The organism is Streptomyces sp. NBC_00539, assembly GCF_036346105.1.
Taxonomy (GTDB): domain Bacteria; phylum Actinomycetota; class Actinomycetes; order Streptomycetales; family Streptomycetaceae; genus Streptomyces.
The window spans coordinates 178,267-198,088 of the sequence record NZ_CP107812.1; the positions used below are offsets into that span (position 1 = coordinate 178,267).

At 73.0% G+C, this 19,822-nt stretch carries 7 protein-coding genes; 5 read left to right on the top strand and 2 right to left on the bottom strand.

Annotated elements, in window-relative coordinates:
* Positions 1-2: 2 nt before the first annotated feature.
* Both OG861_RS32930 and OG861_RS32935 read right to left on the bottom strand, forming a co-directional pair.
* Positions 3-12,947, bottom strand: coding sequence for an SDR family NAD(P)-dependent oxidoreductase (locus tag OG861_RS32930; RefSeq protein WP_330261998.1), 12,945 nt, complete (start codon positions 12,945-12,947; stop codon positions 3-5).
* Positions 12,948-13,026: 79 nt separating this feature from the next.
* Positions 13,027-14,238, bottom strand: a complete 1,212-nt coding sequence (locus OG861_RS32935; protein ID WP_329203116.1) for a cytochrome P450 — start codon at positions 14,236-14,238, stop codon at positions 13,027-13,029.
* A gap of 284 nt (positions 14,239-14,522) precedes the next feature.
* On the opposite strand from OG861_RS32935, the gene OG861_RS32940 reads away from it, so the two are divergent.
* From OG861_RS32940 to rfbA, 5 genes are all read left to right on the top strand, one after another.
* The gene (locus OG861_RS32940) at positions 14,523-15,749 is read left to right on the top strand and encodes a macrolide family glycosyltransferase (protein ID WP_329203115.1); all 1,227 of its coding nucleotides are present in this window, start codon (positions 14,523-14,525) and stop codon (positions 15,747-15,749) included.
* Positions 15,750-15,815: 66 nt separating this feature from the next.
* Positions 15,816-17,111, top strand: a complete 1,296-nt coding sequence (locus OG861_RS32945; RefSeq protein ID WP_329203114.1) for a cytochrome P450 — start codon at positions 15,816-15,818, stop codon at positions 17,109-17,111.
* A gap of 59 nt (positions 17,112-17,170) precedes the next feature.
* A complete protein-coding gene (locus OG861_RS32950; protein WP_329203112.1) occupies positions 17,171-17,617 on the top strand; it encodes a sugar 3,4-ketoisomerase in 447 nt (148 codons plus the stop codon).
* Entirely contained in the window at positions 17,614-18,798 is a 1,185-nt protein-coding gene (locus tag OG861_RS32955) for a DegT/DnrJ/EryC1/StrS family aminotransferase (RefSeq protein ID WP_329203110.1), read from the top strand. Before OG861_RS32950 ends, OG861_RS32955 begins: the two co-directional genes overlap by 4 nt.
* Positions 18,791-19,774 (top strand): glucose-1-phosphate thymidylyltransferase RfbA, encoded by a 984-nt coding sequence (gene rfbA, locus OG861_RS32960; RefSeq protein WP_329203108.1) that lies wholly within the window; start codon positions 18,791-18,793, stop codon positions 19,772-19,774. Before OG861_RS32955 ends, rfbA begins: the two co-directional genes overlap by 8 nt.
* The last annotated feature ends 48 nt before the right edge of the window (positions 19,775-19,822 follow it).

Consider the following 19,822-nt stretch of genomic DNA (forward strand, 5'->3'; position numbering starts at 1 on the left):
CGTCACAGCTGCTCCTCGATGAAGGCGAAAAGTTCGTCGTCGTCGGCCGAGTCCAGCCGCGCTCCGGCGGCGGCCTGGTACGGGTCCGCGGTGGCGGCGGGATGCGCCGCCGGGAGGCCGCCGACGGCGGCGACGAGTGCGGCGAGCCGCCGCCGGAGGGTCTCGCGGCGGATGTCGTCGCCGGCCATGCCCGCGACGGCCGCCTCCAGGGCGTCGAGCCCGGCCAGGGCCGCCTCGCCCGCCTCCTTGCCGCCGTCGGCCGCGGCGCGCAGTTCCGCGTCGATGTGCTCGGCGGTGGCCTGGGCGGTGGGGTGGTCGAAGACGACCGCGGCGGCCAGCCGCAGTCCGGTGGCGGCGTTGAGGCGGTTGCGCAGCTCGACGGCGGTGAGTGAGTCGAAGCCGATCTCGCGGAAGGCGCGGGCGGGTTCGACCGCCTCGGGGCCGGTGAAGCCGAGTACGGCGGCGACCTCCGTCCGTACAAGGGCGAGCAGTTCCCGGCCGCGGGCGGCGGCGTCGAGTCCGGCGAGGCGCCGGGCCAGTGCCTGCGCCGCGCCGCCGTCGCCGCCCGGTCCGGTCGCGCCGGCGGGCGGCGCGGTGGCGGCCGCGCGCGGCGTCCCGGCGGCGGCCGGGACCAGGGCCCGCAGCAGGGCCGGTACGGCGTCGGGCCCGTGGGCGGCCCGCTCGCGGCGCAGGGCCGGGACGTCCAGGCGCAGCGGTACGAGAAGGGCGTCGGGGGCGGCGAGGGCCCGGTCGAAGAGGGCGAGGCCCTGCGCGTTGTCCATGGGCGCGATGCCGGAGCGCCGCATGCGGCGCAGGTCGGTGTCGGAGAGGTGCCCGGTCATTCCGCTGGCCTCGCCCCACAGTCCCCAGGCGAGGGATACGGCGGGCAGCCCGGCGGCCCGGCGGTGCTGGGCCAGGGCGTCCACGAAGGTGTTCGCGGCGGCGTAGTTGGCCTGCCCGGGGCGGCCGAGGAGTCCGGCGGCGCCGGAGAACAGCACGAACGCGGACAGGGGCAGGTGGGCGGTGAGTTCGTGCAGGTGCAGGGCCGCGTCCGCCTTGGGCCGCAGTACGGTGTCCAGCCGCTGCGGGGTGAGCGTGGTGACCGCGCCGTCGTCCAGGACTCCCGCGGCGTGGATCACCGCGGTCAGCGGGTGGGCGGCGGGGATCCCCGAGAGCAGCGCCGCCACCGCGGAGCGGTCGCCCGTGTCGAGGGCGCTGATCTCCACCCGGGCGCCGAGCGCCGTCAGTTCCGCTTCGAGGGCGGCGGCCCCTTCGGCGGCGGGTCCGCTGCGGCTGGCGAGCAGCAGGCGCCGGGCCCCGTACGAGGTGACGAGGTGGCGGGCGACGAGCCGGCCGAGCGTGCCGGTGGCGCCGGTGACCAGGACGGTCCCCTCGGGGTCGAACGGCCGCGCGGCCCCGGCGGTCACCGCTTCGGCCCGGCCCAGGGCGGGCGCGTACGCCTGCCCGTCGCGCAGCGCGAGCTGCGGCTCCCCGGTGGCGAGCGCGCCGGCCAGCGCCGCCGCCGATGAGGGGGCGCCGTCCGTGTCCACGAGGGTGAACCGGTCCGGGTGCTCGCTCTGCGCGGACCGTACGAGGCCCCACAGTGCGGCGGCCGCGAGCCCGGCCGGGGACTCCCCGGGCGTGGTGGCGACGGCCCGTTCGGTCAGCACGACCAGCCGGGTCGCGGCGAACCGCTCGTCCTGCCCGAGCCACTCCTGGACCAGGGCCAGGCCCCGCGCGGTGAGTTCGCGTACCTCACCGGGCGCGGGCAGAGGTGCCTGCGCACCGGCGGCGGCCCCGGCCGGGGCCGGGAAGGTGACGACGACGGCGTCCGGCGCGGGGGCGCCCGCGTCCATCGAGGCCACCAGCGCCGCCAGGTCGGGGTGCGCGGCTTCGGGCCCCCCGATCCCCAGGGGGTCCGGGCCGACCACGGCGGTGCGGACGGCCGGCTCCCGGCCGACGGCGGCGGGCCGCCAGTCGACCCGGTACAGGGGCAGGTCCGCGTCGGCCGCACCGAGCAGCGCGTCCAGCCGTTCCCGGGGGACGGGCCGCATCACGAGCGCGTCGAGCGTCAGCACGGGCGCACCGGTCAGGTCTACGGCCTCCAGCGAGACGGCGCCCTCGCCGGTCCGCGCGAGGCGCACGCGCAGCGCGTCGGCGCCGGTCGCGTGCAGGGTCGCGCCCTGCCAGGCGAACGGGAGCAGTACGGAACCGGCGGGCACGGCGAGGAGGTCACCGGCCAGCCAGGGCTGGAGCGCGGCGTCCAGGAGTGCCGGGTGGATACCGAAGTGGGCGGCGTCGGCCCGGGCGCGGTCGGGGAGACGGACTTCGGCGAAGACCTCGCCGGGACGCCGCCACAGCGAGGCGACTCCGGCGAAGACCTCCCCGTACTCGTAGCCGAGGTCGGAGAACCGCGTGTAGACCTCGTCCGGCTCCACGCGCTCGGCACCGGCCGGCGGCCAGGCCTCCGCCGCGGCCCATTCGGCCGGGACGGCCCGGGCCGGGACGGCGGGAGCGGCGTCGGCCGGGCGGAGAACGCCGTCGGCGTGCCGCGTCCACTCGGCATCGTCGTCCTCGGGGCGGGAGTGCAGGGTCACCCGGCGGCGCCCGCTCTCGTCGGGGGCCGCGACCCGTACCTGGATGCGGACCCCGCCGCGGCCCGGCAAGACCAGCGGGGCTTCGAGCCCGAGTTCCTCCAGTCCGGCCGAACCCGTCGCGGCGGCCGCGTGCAGAGCCAGCTCGGCGAAGGCGGTGCCGGGCAGCAGGGTCCGGCCGGAGACGGCGTGATCGGCGGTCCACGGCTGCTCGGCACGCGAGATCCGCCCGGCGAACAGCACCTCCCCGCCGGCGGCGAGCGGCAGGGCGCCACCCAGCAGCGGGTGCGTCTCCCAGTCCATCCCGAACCGCGCGGCGGCGGCGTCGCCGACACCGGCGGGGGAGGTCGGCGCCCAGTAGTGGGAGCGCTGGAAGGCGTACGTCGGCAGGTCGGCCAGACGGGCGCCGGTGCCCTCGAAGAGTGCGGCCCAGTCGATGTCGACGCCGCGCACGAACAGCTCGGCGGCGGAGGTGAGGAACCGCTCCAGGCCGCCTTCGTCGCGTCGCAGCGAACCGACGGCGAGTACGTCGGCGGTCTCCTGGATGCCGATGGTCAGGACGGGGTGGGCGCTGGACTCCACGTAGGTCCCGAAGCCGTCGGTGACCAGTGCGCGGACGGTCTCCTCGAAGCGGACGGGCTGGCGCAGGTTCCGGTACCAGTACCCGGCGTCCAGCACCGGTTCGGTCAGCAGTCCGCCCGTCACCGTCGAGTAGAAGGGGACCTCGGGCCGGCGGGGGGTGATCGGGCCGAGGACGTCGAGGAGTTCCGCTTCGATCCGCTCCACGTGCGCGGAGTGCGAGGCGTAGTCCACCGGCACCTGACGGGCCCGGATGTCCTCCGCCTGCGCGGCGGCCACGAACTCCACGATGGCATCGGCGTCACCCGCCACGACCGTGCTGGAGGGGCCGTTGACGGCGGCGATACCGAGCCGCCCCGCCCATCCCGCAAGCCGTGCCTCCACCTCAACCTGAGGCAGAGGAACGGACGCCATGCCGCCCAGCCCGGCCAGCTCCCGCCCGATCACCGCCGCACGGAGGGCCACCACCCGGGCGGCATCCTCCAGTGACAGCGCACCCGACACGGCGGCAGCAGCGATCTCGCCCTGCGAGTGACCGACGACCGCATCCGGGACGACACCCAGCGACCGCCACAACGCGGCCAGGGACACCATCACCGCCCACGTCACCGGCTGGACCACATCCACCCGGTCCAGCGAACGGCCCTCACGCACCACCTCGACCACGTCGAAGTCCACGAACGGCGCCAACGCCTCCGCACACTCCCGCAACCGATCGGCGAACACCGGCGAGGACTCCAACAGCCCCGCACCCATCCCCACCCACTGCGTCCCCTGCCCCGGGAACACCAACACCCGACGGCCGGTCTCACCGGCCACCCCGTCGACCGTCGTGTCCCCGAGGACCACCCGCCGGTGCTCGAACACCGACCGGCCCGCGGCGAGGGTGAACCCGGCGTCGAGCAGCCGTACGTCCTCGCGCCCCAGGCGCTCGCGCAGCCGTTCGGCCTGCTCGTGCAGACCGGCGGCCGTCCTCGCCGACACCACCAGCGGCACGACCGGCATCTCGCGCACCGCCGCTTCGGCCGGTGCTTCGGGCGCCGCTTCGGCGGTGGGTTCGGCGGCCGGTTCCGTGGTCGGTTCGGCGGCCGGTTCGGTGGTCGGGGCCTGCTCCAGGATCACGTGGGCGTTGGTCCCGCTGACGCCGAACGCCGAGACGCCCGCACGCCGGGGCCGGTCGCCCTCGGGCCACTTCCGCGTCTCGGTGAGCAGCGATACGGTGCCCGCGCTCCAGTCCACCTTCGAGGACGGCGCGTCGACGTGCAGGGTCTTCGGCAGCATCCCGTGCCTGAGCGCCATCACCATCTTGATGACGCCGCCCACCCCGGCGGCCGCCTGCGGGTGACCGATGTTGGACTTGAGCGACCCGAGCCACAGCGGCCGTTCGGCGGGCCGCCGGCCGTAGGTCGCGAGCAGCGCCTGCGCCTCGATGGGGTCGCCGAGGCGCGTGCCCGTACCGTGCGCCTCCACGACGTCGACGTCCTCGGCCCCGAGACCGGCGTGTGCCAGTGCCTGGGCGATGACGCGTTCCTGGGAGGGGCCGTTGGGGGCGGTGAGGCCGTTGCTGGCGCCGTCCTGGTTGACGGCGTCGCCACGGATGACGGCGAGTACGGGGTGGCCGTTGCGCCGGGCGTCCGAGAGCCGCTCCACGAGGACCATGCCGGCGCCCTCGGCCCAGCTGGTGCCGTCGGCGGCGTCGGCGAAGGCCTTGCTGCGGCCGTCGGCGGCGAGGCCGCGCTGGCGGGAGAACTCCACGAAGAGTCCGGGCGCCGCCATGACGGTGACACCGCCGGCCAGGGCCAGGTCGCATTCACCGGCCCTGACCGCCTGGGCGGCCAGGTGCAGGGCGACCAGCGAGGAGGAGCAGGCCGTGTCGACGGAAAGGGAGGGGCCTTCCAGGCCCAGTACGTAGGAGATGCGGCCGGACACGACGCTCGCGGACTTCCCGGTGAGCAGGTGCCCCTCGTGTTCCTCCGAGGCCTCGTGGAGCCTGGAGGCGTACTCCTGGTGGGTGAGGCCCGCGTAGACGCCGGTGCGGGTTCCGCGCAGCGACCGGGGGTCGATGCCCGCCCGTTCGAGGGCCTCCCAGGAGGTTTCCAGGAGGAGCCGCTGCTGCGGGTCCATGACCAGGGCCTCGCGGGGGGAGATCCCGAAGAAGTCGGCGTCGAACTCGGCGGCGTCGTACAGGAAACCGCCTTCGCGGACGTACGTCGTACCGCGTCGGCCGGCCTCGGGGTCGGGTTCGTAGACGTCGTCCAGGTTCCAGCCGCGGTCCAGGGGCGCGGCCCCGATCACGTCCCGCTCGTCCATGACCAGGTCCCACAGCGCCTCCGGGCTGTCGGCGCCGCCGGGGAAGCGGCAGGCCATGCCGACGATGACGACGGGGTCGTCCTCGCCGCCGGAAGCGACGGCGGCAGCCGCGGCGGGGGCCGTAAGCGGCGCGGCCGCGGCGTCGGCGCCCAGGAGCGTGCCGAGCAGGTGGGCGGCGAGGACGGACGGGTTGGGCCGGTCGAAGACGACGGTGGCGGGCAGGTTGAGCCCGGTGGCCCGGGTGAGGCGGTTGCGCAGCTCGAGGGCGGTGAGGGAGTCGAACCCGGCGTCCTTGAAGGCCCGGTCGGGCCGGATGGCGTCGGTGCCGGGGTGCCGCAGCACCGCGGCGGCCTCGGTCCGGACCAGTTCCACGAGGACGCGGCTGCGTTCGGCTTCCGGGAGCCCGGCGAGCCGCCGGGCCAATCCGTCGGCGGGTCCGGCGGCGGAGTCCGCGGCGGCACGCCCCCGCTCCTCCTCCAGGGCGCGCCGGGCCTCGTGCACCGTGTCGAAGAGGTGACCGGGGCGGAGGGCAGCGGTGCGGGGGGCGAACTCCGCCCAGTCGACGTCGACCACGGTGACGCAGACGTCCCCTTGGTCGAGGGCGCGGTGCAGGGCTTCGATGCCTTCCTCGGGGTCCATCGCCCGGATGCCCCGGCGTCCCAGGCTCTCCTCCCCCGCGCCTTCGGCCATGCCGCGCCCGCCCCACAGGCCCCAGGCGACGGAGGTCGCGGGCAGGCCTTGGGCGCGGCGCTGTTCGGCGAGTACGTCGAGCGAGGCGTTGGCGGCGGCGTAGGCGGCCTGGCCGCCGTTGCCCCAGGTGCCGGTGACGGAGGAGAAGAGGACGAACGCGTCGAGTTCGAGCCCCCGCGCACGGGTGAGTTCGTGCAGGTGGCGGGCCGCGTCGGCCTTGGGAGCGGCGATCTCGCGGAAGCTGTCGCCGGAGATCGTGCCGATCACACCGTCGTTGAGGACGCCGGCGGTGTGGAAGACGGCGGTCGGCGGGTGGGCCTCCAGGAGCGCGTCGAGCGCGGTGCGGTCTGAGACGTCGCAGGCCGCGAGGGTGACGTCGGCGCCCAGGGCGCGCAGTTCGGCGGCCAGTTCCAGGGCCCCGGGCGCGTCGGGACCGCGCCGGCTGGTGAGGACGAGGTGCTCGGCCCCGTTGCGCACGAGCCAGCGCGCGACGTGGGCGCCGAGCGCGCCGGTGCCGCCGGTGACCAGGACGGTGCCACGGGCGCGCCAGCGGCCGCCGTCCGTCGCGGCGGCGACGGCAGTGGCGGCGGCGACACGGCTGATGCGGCGCCCGTACGTGCCGGAGGCGCGGACGGCCACCTGGTCCTCGCCATCGGTACGGGCGAGGGCCGCGGCCAGCCGGTCCCAGGCGCGGGCGTCGGGCTGAGCGGGGAGGTCGACGACGCCGCCCCAGAGGGCGGGCAGTTCGAGGGCGGCGACCCGGGCGAAGGCCCACACCTGGGCGCCGATGTCAGCCGGAAGCTCACCGGGGGACACGGCGACGGCCTCGCGGGTCAGGGCCCATACGCGGGCGGAGCCGGGGGCGGCGTCCTGAGCGGCCTGGACGAGCGCGAGGGTCGCCGGGAGCACCTCGGGCGAAGACAGGAGGGAGAAGAGGGAGAGGATGCCGGTGGGGGCGTCGTCGCCGTGGGTGGTGAGGGCGGTGAATCGCGCGGCCAGCGCGGTACGGGTGGCGGTGGCCGGGTCGACGGCCAGCCGCTCGGCGCGGGCACCGTGACGGGCCAGCGCCGCCTCCACCGCCTCGACCAGCTCGGCGTCCAGACCGTGCGGGACGACGAGCAGCCACCGGCCGTCGAGCCGGGACGCCGAACCACCGGACAGGCCCTTCCACGTGGCACGATAACGCCACGCATCGACACCATCAGCAGCAGAAGAAGCAGGCGCGTGGGCCGGGGCGGAAGGCTCCAGCCAGTAATGCGCACGCTGGAACGGATACGTCGGCAGATCCACCCGACGGGCACCCGTCCCCTCGAACACAGCCGCCCAATCGACCTCCACACCACGCACGAACAGCTCGGCGACAGAAACAAGGAACCGCTCCAGGCCGCCCTCGTCACGGCGCAGCGAACCACCCGCCACGACATCGGCCGTCTCCTGGATCCCCATCGTCAGCACCGGGTGGGCACTCGACTCGATGAACGTCCCGAAACCCTTCGCCACCAACGAACGGATCGTTTCCTCAAAACGCACGGGCTGGCGCAGGTTCCGGTACCAGTAGGCGGCGTCGAGGGTGGTGGTGTCGGCGAGTTCGGCGGTGACGGTGGAGTAGAACGGGACGTCGGCCCGGCGCGGGGTGATCGGGCCCAGCACCTCCAGCAGCTCGGCTTCGATCCGCTCCACATGTGCGGAGTGCGAGGCGTAGTCGACCGGCACCTGACGGGCCCGGATGTCCTCCGCCTGCGCGGCAGCGACGAACTCCACGATGGCATCCGCGTCACCCGCCACGACCGTGCTGGAGGGGCCGTTGACGGCGGCGATACCCAGCCGCCCCGACCACGCCTCCAGCCGTGCCTCCACCTCAACCAGAGGCAGAGGAATCGACGCCATGCCGCCCAGCCCGGCCAGTTCCCGGCCGATCACTGCGGCACGGAGGGCCACCACCCGGGCGGCGTCCTCCAGTGACAGCGCGCCGGAGACGGCGGCAGCGGCGATCTCGCCCTGCGAATGCCCCACGACCGCATCCGGCACCACACCCAGGGAGCGCCACAGCGCGGCCAGCGACACCATCACCGCCCACGTCACCGGCTGGACCACATCCACCCGGTCCAGCGAACGGCCCTCCCGCACCACCTGGACCACGTCGAAGTCCACGAACGGCGCCAGCGCGTCCGCGCACTCCCGCAACCGCGCCGCGAACACCGGCGAGGACTCCAACAGCCCCGCACCCATCCCCACCCACTGCGTCCCCTGCCCCGGGAACACCAACACCCGACGGCCCGGGGTGCCTGCGACGCCCTCCACGACCGTCGGTCCCAGGGTGACCGAGCGGTGTTCCAGCATCGAGCGGCCGGTCGCGAGGCTCAGGGCCACGTCCAGGGGACGGAGGGCGGGGTTCTGCTCCAGGTGCGCGTCCAGGCGGGCGCTCTGGGCGCGCAGTGCGGTCTCGGACTTGGCGGTGAGGACGAGGGGAACGACCGGCAGTTCCCGCTCAGCGGACTCCACCACCGACTCCACCACCGGAGCCTGCTCCAGGATCACGTGCGCGTTCGTCCCGCTCACCCCGAACGACGACACACCCGCCCTGCGCGGACGCCCCACCTCCGGCCACGCCCGCTCCTCCGTCAAGAGAGAGACAGCACCCGCCTCCCAATCCACCTGCGACGACGGCACATCCACATGCAGGGACTTCGGCAGCCTCCCGTGCTCCAGCGCCATCACCATCTTGATGACACCACCCACACCCGCAGCAGCCTGCGCATGCCCGATGTTCGACTTCAACGACCCCAACCACAACGGCTCACCGTCCACCGGCCGCTGCCCGTACGTCGCCAACAACGCCTGCGCCTCGATCGGATCCCCCAACCGGGTCCCCGTACCATGCGCCTCCACCACATCCACATCAGCCACACCCAGACCGGCACTCTCCAACGCCGCCCGGATCACCCGCTGCTGCGACGGACCGTTCGGCGCCGTCAACCCATTGCTCGCACCGTCCTGGTTCACCGCCGAACCCCGCACCACCGCCCACACCCGATGACCCCCGGCCACCGCGTCAGACAGCCGCATCACCAGCAGCATCCCCACACCCTCGGCCCAGCCCGTACCGTCCGCCGCATCCGAGAACGCCTTCACCCGGCCATCCCCCGCAAGCCCCCGCTGCTGCGAGAACTCCACGAACAGACCGGGTGCGGCCATCACCGAGACGCCGCCCGCGAAGGCGAGGTCGCATTCGCCGGAGCGCAGGGACTGGGCGGCCAGGTGGAGGGCGACGAGGGAGGAGGAGCAGGCCGTGTCGACGGTGACCGCCGGGCCTTCCAGGCCCAGGGCATACGCGATGCGGCCGGACATGACGCTGGCCGTGTTGCCCGTGAGGAGGTAGCCCTCGTAGCCCTGGGCGGGCTCGTACAGCCGGGGGCCGTACTCCTGCGACATAGCACCGACGAAGACGCCCGCGCGGGATCCCCGCAACGACGAAGCCGGAATACCCGCCCGCTCCAACGCCTCCCACGACGTCTCCAACAGCAACCGCTGCTGCGGATCCATCGCCACCGCCTCACGCGGCGAAATACCGAAGAAGTCCGCATCGAACTCCCCCGCCTCATGCAGGAAACCACCCTCCCGCACATACGAACGCCCCGGAACACCAGGCTCCGGATCAAACAACGACTCCACGTCCCACCCACGGTCACCCGGGAACGGAGACACCGCATCCACACCCGACGACACCAGATCCCACAAACCCTCCGGCGAGCCCACCCCACCCGGGAAACGACACGCCATCCCCACGATCGCCAGGGCGTCCCCGTCCTCCACCGGCCGGCGCTCGCGACGCTGCTCGGGGGCGGCGGCGGGCTCACTGCCGGCCTCGGCGGCGGCCGCGTCCCGGATCATGCGGGCGACGGCGAGCGGGGTCGGGGCGTCGTAGATGAGGGTGGTGGGCAGGCGCAGTCCGGTCGCGGCCCGGAGCCGGTTGCGCAGCTCGATGCCCTGGACGGACTCGAAGCCCTGCTCCTTGAAGGTGTGCTCGGCGGTGACGGATTCGGCGGTGGGGTAGCCGAGCACTCCGGCCGCGTGGACGCGCACCAGGTCCAGGACGTGGTCCAGTTGCTCGTCGGCGGACCGGCCGCGCAGCTCGCGGCTGAGCAGGGTCTCGGCGGTGTCGGCGGCGGGCGTGGCCGGCTTTTCGTCGTCGGCGCCGGAGGTGAGCCAGTGGTGGGTGCGCTGGAAGGCGTACGTCGGCAGGTCGGTCAGACGGGCGCCGGTGCCCTCGAAGAGGGCGGCCCAGTCGATGTCGACGCCGCGTACGAACAGCTCGGCGGCGGATGTCAGCACGCGCTCCAGACCACCGTCGTCGCGGCGCAGCGAGCCGGCCGCCAGGACGTCGACGCCCGCCGCCTCCGCGGTCTCCTGGATGCCGATCGTCAGGACGGGGTGGGCGCTGGACTCCACGTAGGTACCGAAGCCGTCGGCGAGCAGCGTGCGGAGGGTTTCCTCGAAGCGGACGGGGTTGCGCAGGTTCCGGTACCAGTACGCGGCGTCCAGCACCGGCTCGGTCAGCAGTCCGCCCGTCACCGTCGAGTAGAAGGGGACCTCGGGCCGCTGCGGCCGGATCGGGCCGAGGACGTCGAGGAGTTCGGTTTCGATCCGCTCGACGTGCGCGGAGTGGGAGGCGTAGTCGACCGGCACCTGACGGGCCCGGATGTCCTCCGCCTGCGCGGCGGCGACGAACTCCACGATGGCATCGGCGTCACCCGCCACGACCGTGCTGGAGGGACCGTTGACGGCCGCGATACCCAGCCGCCCGTCCCATCCCGCAAGCCGTGCCTCGACCTCAACCAGAGGCAGAGGAATCGACGCCATCCCGCCCAGCCCGGCCAGCTCCCGCCCGATCACCGCCGCACGGAGGGCCACCACCCGGGCCGCATCCTCCAACGACAACGCGCCGGAGACGGCGGCAGCAGCGATCTCGCCCTGCGAATGCCCCACCACCGCATCCGGCACCACACCCAGCGACCGCCACAGCGCGGCCAGGGACACCATCACCGCCCACGTCACCGGCTGGACCACATCCACCCGGTCCAGCGAACGGCCCTCCCGGACCACTTCGACCACGTCGAAGTCCACGAACGGCGCCAACGCCTCCGCACACTCCCGCAACCGCGCCGCGAACACCGGCGAGGACTCCAACAGCCCCGCACCCATCCCCACCCACTGCGTCCCCTGCCCCGGGAACACCAACACCCGACGCCCGGTCTCACCGGCCACCCCGTGGACGGCGGACCGCTCCAGCCGGGTCAGGAATTCCTCCCGGTCGGCCGCCAGGACCACCGCGCGGTGGCCGAAGGTCGTGCGGGCGGCGGCGAGGGTCCAGGCCACGTCGGCAAGTTCCAGCTCCGGGCCGTGCTCGACGCATGCGCTGAGCCGTGCGGCCTGGTCCCGGAGACCTTCGGCGGTGCGGCCGGAGACGACGAAGGGAAGCACGGCCAGCCGTCGGCCGGACACGGCGGCCGTTTCTGCCGTCGGGGCCTCTTCGAGGACGAGGTGGGCGTTGGTGCCGCCCATGCCGAAGGAGGAGACGCCGGCGAGGCGGCGCCGCCCGGGCTCCTCGGTCCACGGTTCCAGCTCGGTCTGGACGCTCAGGTTCAGCTCGTCGAGCGGGATGTCCGGGTGGGCGCTGGTGTAGTTGAGGCTCGGCGGGAGTTCGCCTTCGCGGACGGCGAGCACGGCCTTGAGCAGGCCGACGAGTCCGGCGGCGCTTTCGAGGTGGCCGACGTTGGTCTTGGCGGAGCCGACGGCGAGGGGGGACCCGGTGCGGGCCGTGCCGAGGACGGCGCCGAGGGCCGCGGCTTCGACGGGGTCGCCCGCGCGGGTGCCGGTGCCGTGGAGCTCCACGAAGCGGACGTCGCCGGGCCGGACACCGGCCCGTTCGTAGGCTTCGCGGAGCACCGCTTCCTGGGCGGCCCGGTCGGGGGTGGTCAGGCTCGGGCCGCCGCCGTCGTTGTTGACGGCGCCGCCCTTGATGACGGCGTGCACGGGGTCGCCGTCGGCCAGCGCCCGGCGCAGCGGCTTCAGTACGACGGCGGCACCGCCCTCGCCGCGTACGTAGCCGTTGGCGCGGGCGTCGAAGGTGTGGCAGCGGCCGTCGGGGGAGAGCGCCCCCATGCTCTCCATGAGGGAGGTGCTCTCGTCGGCCAGGATGAGGTTGACGCCGCCGACGACGGCGAGTTCCGTCTCGCCGCGGCGCAGGCTTTCGCAGGCGAGGTGTACGGCGACGAGCGAGGAGGACTGGGCGGTGTCGACGGCCATGCTGGGGCCGCGCAGTCCGAGGAGGTAGGAGAGGCGGTTGGCGGCCATGGCGCGGTACCGGCCGGCCGCGCTGTAGCCGCCGGCGGGGGCTTCGGTGCGCTGGGCGAGGGTGGCGTAGTCGTCGGAGGCGATGGCGACGTACACGCCGGTGCGGGTGCCGGAGAGCCGGGCGGGGACGATGCCGGCGTGTTCCAGGGCCTCCCAGCCGAGTTCGAGTACGAGTCGCTGCTGGGGGTCGGTGGCGGCCGCCTGGGCCGCGCTCATCGCGAAGAATTCGGAGTCGAATTCGCCGTGGCCGTCCAGGGCCGCGCGCCAGGTGCCGTCTTCCTGCCGGGTGACGGACTGGCGGCCGTTGCGCAGGAGTTCCCAGAATTCCGCCGGGTTCGCCGCTCCGGGCAGTCGGCAGGACATCCCCACGACGGCTATGTCGTTTTCACCCACGTGCTGCTCACCGGTCTTGGGGGTCATTGGTTCTCCATGGCCAGGGACGAGACGAAATTCGAGGAATTCGCGAGAGCGGGAAGGGCCGGGCGTGCCGCGGGCGTGGTCACCAGGCGACGGGGAGTTCCACGGGTCCGCGGACGAGCATTCCCTCGTGCCAGGCGAGTTCGTCGGCGGGGACGGCGAGCCGCAGGCCGGGGAGCCGGGTGATGAGGGCTTCGAGGGCGCACTGGAGTTCGGCGCGGGCCAGTGGTGCGCCGAGGCAGTAGTGGGGGCCCTGGCCGAAGGCGATGTGCGGGTTGTTCGTGCGGTCGAGGACGAGGTCGGAGGCGTTCTCGAAGACGCTTTCGTCGCGGTTGGCGGAGGCCAGGGAGTAGACGACGGCTTCGCCGGCGCGGAGGGTGACGCCGCCGATCTCCACGTCTTCGGTGACGATCCGGGTGGGGCCGACGCTGGCCCACAGGGGGACGACGCGCAGGAGTTCCTCGACTGCGGTGGGTACCAGTTCGGGACGGGCGCGGAGTTCCTCGTAGCGGCTGCGGTCGCGCAGCAGGAGGGCGACGTGGCCGGCGAGCTGTCCGGCGGTGGTTTCGTGCCCGCCGATGAGCATGCCGCCGACGAGCATGAGCAGCTCGTTCCCGCTGAGCTGCCCGCCTTCGTCGTGGGCTTCGACGAGGGCGCTGAGCAGGTCGTCTTCGGGCTGGGCACGCCGTTTGGCTACGTATCCCCGCAGGTAGTCGGCGTACTGTTCGGCGGCTTCGGCGACTTCCTGTTCGGTGTAGCGGCTGCTGGACATGAGGGCTTCGGTGAAGGCGCGGAAGACGTGCCGGTCCTCGTGGGGGATGCCGAGCATTTCGCAGATCACGGCGGTGGGCAGCGGCAGGGCGAGGCGCTGGACGAGGTCGGCGGGACCGCCGTCGGCGATGAGTCCGTCGATGAGGCCGTGGGTGATCTCGGCGATACGGGGGCGCAGCTCGGCGACGCGGCGGGCGGTGAAGGCGCGGGAGACCAGGCGGCGCAGTCGGGCGTGGCTCTCGGGGGGCATGCCCATGAGGCCGACGGAGTCGAGGCCGCGGGGGGCGGCGCGGGGGACGTCGCGGTCGGCGCCGGCGTGCATGCTCAGGCGCGGGTCGGCGGAGGCCTTCTTGATGTCGGCGTGGCGGGTGAGGAGCCAGGCTTCGCCGCCGTAGGGCATGCGGACCCGGACCACGGGTTCGCCGGCCCGCAGTTCGGCGTAGGCCGGGTCGAGTTCGAGGTCGACGCGGTCACCGAAGGGGTACGTCCGGACGGATCCGGCGGCGGCATGAGGGCAGGTCATGGCTGAATCTCCTCTGTACGCGGACCTTTGCCACCCAACAACAGCGCGCCGTCGTCCCCGCGAGGATGAATTGGATTATGTCAACTCGGCCCTATTCACCTCGGACGTTCGAGCGCCGGTCGAGTTGAATTCCATGGTGATTTGAGGAGACCGGCGCAGGGTCGGGCCACGAGGTTGAGCCGTCGGACACTGTGTCAAGTCCGCACTTGCGCCGTCCGACCGGTCCCCGTAATTTCCGTTGCATCGACAAGCCATATCCATTTTTGCTTCGAAAGGCTGGCTCGATGGCGCATATCGCCTTCTTCATTCTCCCTGCGGCGGGTCATGTGAATCCGACGCTGTCCGTGGCGCGGGAGCTCGTCGCGCGCGGCCACCGGGTCAGCTACGCCCTGTCGGAGAACTACGCCGAGCGGGTGCTCGCGACGGGCGCGGAGTTCCTCCCGTACCCGATGGACCAGGACCGGTTCCTGGCCACGATGGTGCCGCAGCAGGACTCGGCCGCGTACACGGACCAACAGGAGTTCGTGAACATGATGAAGTGGATGCTGGAGCTGACGCGGCAGACGCTTCCGGGTTTCGAGGCGCACTTCGAGGACGCGCGTCCGGACGTGTTCGTGTGCGATCCGTCCTCGTTCTGGAGCGGGCACATCCTCGCCGCGAAGTGGGGCGTACCCGTCATCCGCAGTACGCCGACGTACGTGGCGAACGAGCACTGGTCGCTGCACCCGCCGGTGGACACGGCCGAGGAGCAGCAGGAGAACCCGGAGACGGGCGAGCTGTTCGGGGTGATCGCGGAGCTGCTGGCCGAGCACGGTGTGGACAAGAGCATCGGCGCGTTCGCGGACGAGGTCCACTCGGGGCCGGCGCTGGTGTACCTGCCGCGGGCGTTCCAGTACGCGGGGGACACGTTCGGCGAGGAGGTCGGCTTCGTCGGCCCCTGTACGAGCGCGAACAGTTTCCACGGCGCGTGGGAGGCACCGGCCACGGGCCGGCCGCTGGCGCTGATCAGTCTGGGCACGCTGTACAACAAGCAGCCCGCCTTCTTCCGCGCGTGCGTCGAGGCGTTCGCGGACCTCGCCTGGGACGTGGTGATCGCGCACGCCGGCGGGGTGGATCCCGCTGAGCTGGGTGAGGTTCCGGCGCACGTGCAGGTGCACGAGTTCGTTCCGCAGGGCGAGGTGCTGCGGCACGCCACCTTGATGATCAACCACGGCGGTACGAGCACCGTGCTCCAGGCCGTCTCCGAGGGTGTGCCGGTGATCTGCGTTCCGCAGATGGCCGAGCTGCACGCGACCGCGACGCGGGTCGAGCAGCTCGGTGTGGGCGCCAAGATCCTGCGCAAGGACATCTCGCCGGAGCGGATCCGCGAGACCGTGCTGGCGGTCGCCGGTGACGGGAAGGTGCGCGACGCGGTGGCGCGGCTGCGCCACGAGATCGAGTCGGCGGGCGGTCCCGCGGCCGCCGCGGACGCGATCGAGCGGCTGGTGGCGCCCGTTCCCGCCGGGGCCTGACCCCGCGCCCGACCCCTCCTCCCCTCCCCCCCCCACTTCTGCCGTACCAGAGCTGAGGAAGCCTTCATGACGACACAGACCACGGACCTCGCCGCCCAGGACGAGGCGGCCTCGGAAGCGGCCGCCTCGGACGGGGCGGCCCAGGAAGGGGCGCCGGCCGCCGAGGCGCCGCACCCGCTGGCCCAGCCGGAGGGCGCGAACGCAGAGCAGCTGCTGGAGTGGTTCGCGCGCGCCCGTGCCGAGGCGCCCGTCTTCTACGACTCGACGCGCTTCGCGTGGCAGGTGTTCTCGTACGAGGACTACAACACCGTCTCCACGAACCCGCAGATCTTCTCCTCGGACTTCTCCCCGGTCTTTCCCGTCCCGGAGGAGCTGGCGCTCCTGATGGGCCCGGGAACCTTCGGCGGCATCGACCCGCCCAAGCACGGCCCCCTGCGCCGCCTGGTCAGCCAGGCGTTCACGCCGCGCCGGATGGCGGCGCTGGAGCCGCGGATCGAGGAGATCACCCGGGAGCTGCTCGCGGGCCTGGAGGGGCGGACGGAGATCGACGCGGTCACGGACCTCGCGTACCCGCTGCCGGTGACGGTGATCGCGGAGCTGCTGGGGGTGCCGGCGGCGGACCAGGACCTGTTCCGCGAGTGGGTCGACGTCATCCTCAACAACGAGGGGATGGAGTACCCGAACCTCCCGGACGACTTCGCGGAGACGATGGGTCCGGCCATCAAGGAGTGGGCCGCGTACCTGTACGCGAAGATCGCCGAGAAGCGGGCGGAGCCGACCGACGACCTGATGAGCGGACTCATCGAGTCCGAGGTCGAGGGGCGGCGGCTGACGGACGAGGAGATCGTCAACATCGTGGCGCTGCTGCTGACGGCGGGCCACATCTCCAGCGCCACGCTGCTGGCCAACCTGCTCATCGTCCTGGACCGGCATCCGCAGGCGCAGGCCGAGCTGCGGGCCGACCGCTCGCTGATCCCGGGCGCCATCGAGGAGACGCTGCGTTTCCGCGGCCCGTTCAACAACATCTTCCGGCTGCTGACGCAGGACACCGACATCCTGGGCGTGCCGATGAAGGCCGGCCAGATGGTGACGGCGTGGAGCGCCTCGGCCAACCGTGACGGCGCGCAGTTCCCGGACCCGGACACCTTCGACATCCGCCGGTCCGCGAACAAGCACATGGCGTTCGGGCACGGCATCCACCACTGTCTGGGCGCGTTCCTCGCGCGGATCGAGGCGAAGGTGTTCCTGAACCTGTTCTTCGACACGTTCTCCTCGTTCTCGGTCGGCCACGACCGGGCGGAGTTCTACGAGGCCGACGAGCTGACCGCCCGCCACCTGCCGGTCTCCGTCGTCCGCGGCTGAGGCGTCCGCGCCCAGGAACCCGACCGGGTCCGGACCAGGCAACGAGGGAGCGCGATCGCATGGCCGTGGGCATCACCACAGAAGCGAAGGTGGGCAGGGTCAAACCTTGTGCCTTCATCGACTTGGAGCAGCACAACGACGAGCGGGGCAACCTGTCGGTCGTCGAGTCCGAATGGACGGCGGGCTTCCCGATCCGGCGGGTGTACTACCTGCACGACCCGGACCCGGGTTCCTCGCGGGGCGGCCACGCGCACCGCGCGCTGGAGCAGTTGATCATCGCCGTGCACGGCAGTTTCACGATCACCGTGGACGACGGGGAGCGGCGGGCGCGGTACGCGCTGGACGACGCCGGCCGGGGCCTGTACGTCGGCCCGATGGTGTGGCGGGACCTGAGCGACTTCTCCGAGGGCGCGGTCGCCCTGGTCCTGGCCTCGCTGCACTACGACGAGGCGGACTACTACCGCGACTACGAGGAGTTCCTGGCCGACGTGAGGAGGCCGCGATGACTTCGGCGACGGTGACTTCGGCGACGGTGACCTCGGCTGCGGTGGCTCCGGCCGCGGTGACGGAGCAGGCGCTCGTCCCCTTCCACGACCTGCGGGACCTGCACGCGCTGGACGGGGTGCAGGAGGAACTCGACGCGGCGGTGCTGCGGGTGACCCGCTCCGGCCGGTACCTGCTGGGCGCGGAACTGGCGGCCTTCGAAGAGGAGTTCGCCCGCTACTGCGAGAACGCGCACTGCGTGGGACTGGGCAGCGGCCTGGACGCCCTGGAGCTGACGCTGCGGGCGCTGGGGATCGGGGAGGGCGACGAGGTCGTCGTCCCCGGGCACACCTTCATCGCGACGTGGCTCGCGGTGTCCGCCACCGGCGCCCGTCCGGTACCGGTGGAGCCGGAGCCGGACTCGTTCCTGATCGACCCCGGGCGGCTGGAAGCCGCGATCACCCCGCGCACCAAGGCGGTGATGCCGGTGCACACGTACGGGCACCCGGTGGACCTGGACGCGATCGACGCCGTCACCGCGCCCCGGGGCATCCCGGTCGTGGAGGACGCGGCGCAGGCGCACGGGGCCCGCTACCGGGGCCGGCGCATCGGCTCCCGCTACGCGGCGGCGTTCAGCTTCTACCCGGGCAAGAACCTGGGCGCGCTGGGCGACGGCGGCGCCGTCGTCACCGCCGACCGGGAGCTGGCGGAGCGGATCCGGCTGCTGCGCAACTACGGCTCGCGCGAGAAGTACCGGCACGAGGCGCGCGGCACCAACTCCCGTCTGGACGAGATCCAGGCGGCGGCGCTGCGCGTGAAGCTGTCCCGGCTCGACGCGTGGAACGCCCGCCGGGACGCCGTCGCCACCCGGTACTCGCAGGGCCTGGCGGGCCTGCCGGGGGTGAGTGTTCCGGCGGTCCGCTCCTGGGCGGCGCCGGTCTGGCACCAGTACGTACTGCGCACGCCGCACCGCGACCGGCTGCGGCGGGCGCTGACCGGAGCCGGGGTGGAGAGCCTGGTCCACTACCCGGTCGCCGTCCACCGGTCGGATGCCTACGCGGGCACCGTTGCCGGCGAGCTGCCCCACTCCGAGCGTCTGGCCGCCGAGGTGCTGAGCCTGCCCATGGGGCCGCAGCTGACCGCGAAGGACGTAGAGACCGTCATCACGGCGGTCCGTGACGCCACGGAGAGCAGCCATGATTGAGGTTCCGTCCCTTCCCTCCCTCCCCTCCCTCCCGCCCGTGTCGACGCTGGGCGGCAGCGGCCCGCGCCGTCCGCTCAAGGGCATCATCCTGGCGGGCGGGAGCGGCACCCGGCTGCGGCCGCTGACCGGGACGCTGTCGAAGCAGCTCCTGCCGGTGTACGACAAGCCGATGATCTACTACCCGTTGTCGGTGCTGATGCTGGCCGGCATCCGGGACATCCAGATCATCTCGGCCAAGAACCACCTGGACATGTTCCGGGCCCTGCTGGGCGACGGCTCCCAGCTCGGCCTGGAGCTGAACTACGCCGAGCAGGACGAGCCGCGCGGCATCGCGGAGGCCTTCCTCATCGGCGAGGAGCACATCGGCGACAGCCCGGTGGCGCTGATCCTGGGGGACAACGTCTTCCACGGCCCCGGTTTCTCCTCGTTGATCTCGCAGGCCGCGCGCCGCCTGGACGGCTGTGAACTGTTCGGCTACCCCGTCCAGGACCCGCAGCGCTACGGGGTCGGCGAGGTGGACTCCGAAGGGCGGCTGCTGTCGCTGGTGGAGAAGCCGGTCAAGCCGCGCTCCAACCTGGCGGTCACCGGCCTCTACCTGTACGACAACGACGTGGTGGAGATCGCCCGCGGGCTGACCCCGTCCGCCCGCGGCGAGCTGGAGATCACCGACGTCAACCGGGTCTACCTCGCGCAGGGCCGGGCCCGCCTCAACGAGCTGGGCCGCGGCTTCGCCTGGCTGGACATGGGCACGCACGACTCGCTCCTCCAGGCCGGCCAGTACGTCCAGCTGCTGGAGCAGCGCCAGGGCGAGCGGATCGCGTGCGTCGAGGAGATCGCCCTGCGGATGGGGTTCATCAGCCACGAGCAGTGCTTCGCGCTGGGCCGCGAACTCGGCGACTCCAGCTACGGAAACTACGTGCGCCAGCTCGCCGGGCGGGCCGGTGCGGGCAAGGGGGCCGACTCCCCCGCCGCCTGAGCGACCCCTCCCCCACCGCTCCATCCCCGTTTGCGGAAAGGCCTCTTT

Coding starts and splice junctions, on each gene's coding strand:
- OG861_RS32950 (WP_329203112.1), top strand. CDS start 17,171: ATGGCCGTGGGCATCACCACAGAAGCGAAGGTGGGCAGGGTCAAACCT.
- OG861_RS32940 (WP_329203115.1), top strand. CDS start 14,523: ATGGCGCATATCGCCTTCTTCATTCTCCCTGCGGCGGGTCATGTGAAT.
- OG861_RS32945 (WP_329203114.1), top strand. CDS start 15,816: ATGACGACACAGACCACGGACCTCGCCGCCCAGGACGAGGCGGCCTCG.
- OG861_RS32930 (WP_330261998.1), bottom strand. CDS start 12,947: ATGACCCCCAAGACCGGTGAGCAGCACGTGGGTGAAAACGACATAGCC.
- OG861_RS32935 (WP_329203116.1), bottom strand. CDS start 14,238: ATGACCTGCCCTCATGCCGCCGCCGGATCCGTCCGGACGTACCCCTTC.
- rfbA (WP_329203108.1), top strand. CDS start 18,791: ATGATTGAGGTTCCGTCCCTTCCCTCCCTCCCCTCCCTCCCGCCCGTG.
- OG861_RS32955 (WP_329203110.1), top strand. CDS start 17,614: ATGACTTCGGCGACGGTGACTTCGGCGACGGTGACCTCGGCTGCGGTG.